Source organism: Neisseria sp. P0021.S006 (assembly GCF_051956895.1).
The window spans coordinates 1-561 of the sequence record NZ_JBQCWZ010000963.1 but is presented as its reverse complement, the minus strand read 5'-3'; the positions used below and the strand labels follow the sequence as shown (position 1 = coordinate 561).

Here is a 561-nt window from a genome sequence, read left to right as displayed (position 1 = left end):
ATATGGTGTTTGAAGATGGGAAGATGTGGACGATTTTCGGACCGAACGGCGCGGGTAAATCGACCCTGCTCAAAGCCATTATGGGCTTGCAGAAGACGGACACGGGCAGCGTGCGCTATGAAAATATGGCGCGCAAGGATATTGCCTATCTGCCGCAGCAGTCGGATATTGACCGCAGCCAGCCGATGACGGTGTTTGAACTGGCGGCGATGGGGCTGTGGTATGAAATCGGCTTTTTCGGACGCGTGAACGCGGCGCAGAAAAAGCGCGTGATGGCGGCTTTGGAACGCGTGGAAATGCAGGATTTTGCTACACGCCAAATCGCGCACTTGTCCAATGGTCAGTTCCAACGCGTATTGTTTGCACGGATGCTGGTGCAGGATGCCAAATTTTTGTTGCTGGATGAGCCGTTTAATGCGGTGGACGCGCGGACGACTTATGCGCTGTTGGAAGTTTTGCGCCAGTGCCATCAGGACGGTCAGGCAGTGATTGCCGTGTTGCATGATTACGAGCAGGTGAGGGCATATTTTGCCAACACGCTGCTTTTGGCGCGTGAAAAAG

At 54.0% G+C, this 561-nt stretch carries 1 protein-coding gene; it reads left to right on the top strand.

Annotated features, from left to right (window positions below):
• Positions 1 to 561, top strand: a 561-nt coding sequence (locus ACTHUM_RS18170; RefSeq protein WP_440403706.1) for a metal ABC transporter ATP-binding protein, incomplete at both ends; no start/stop codon positions are given.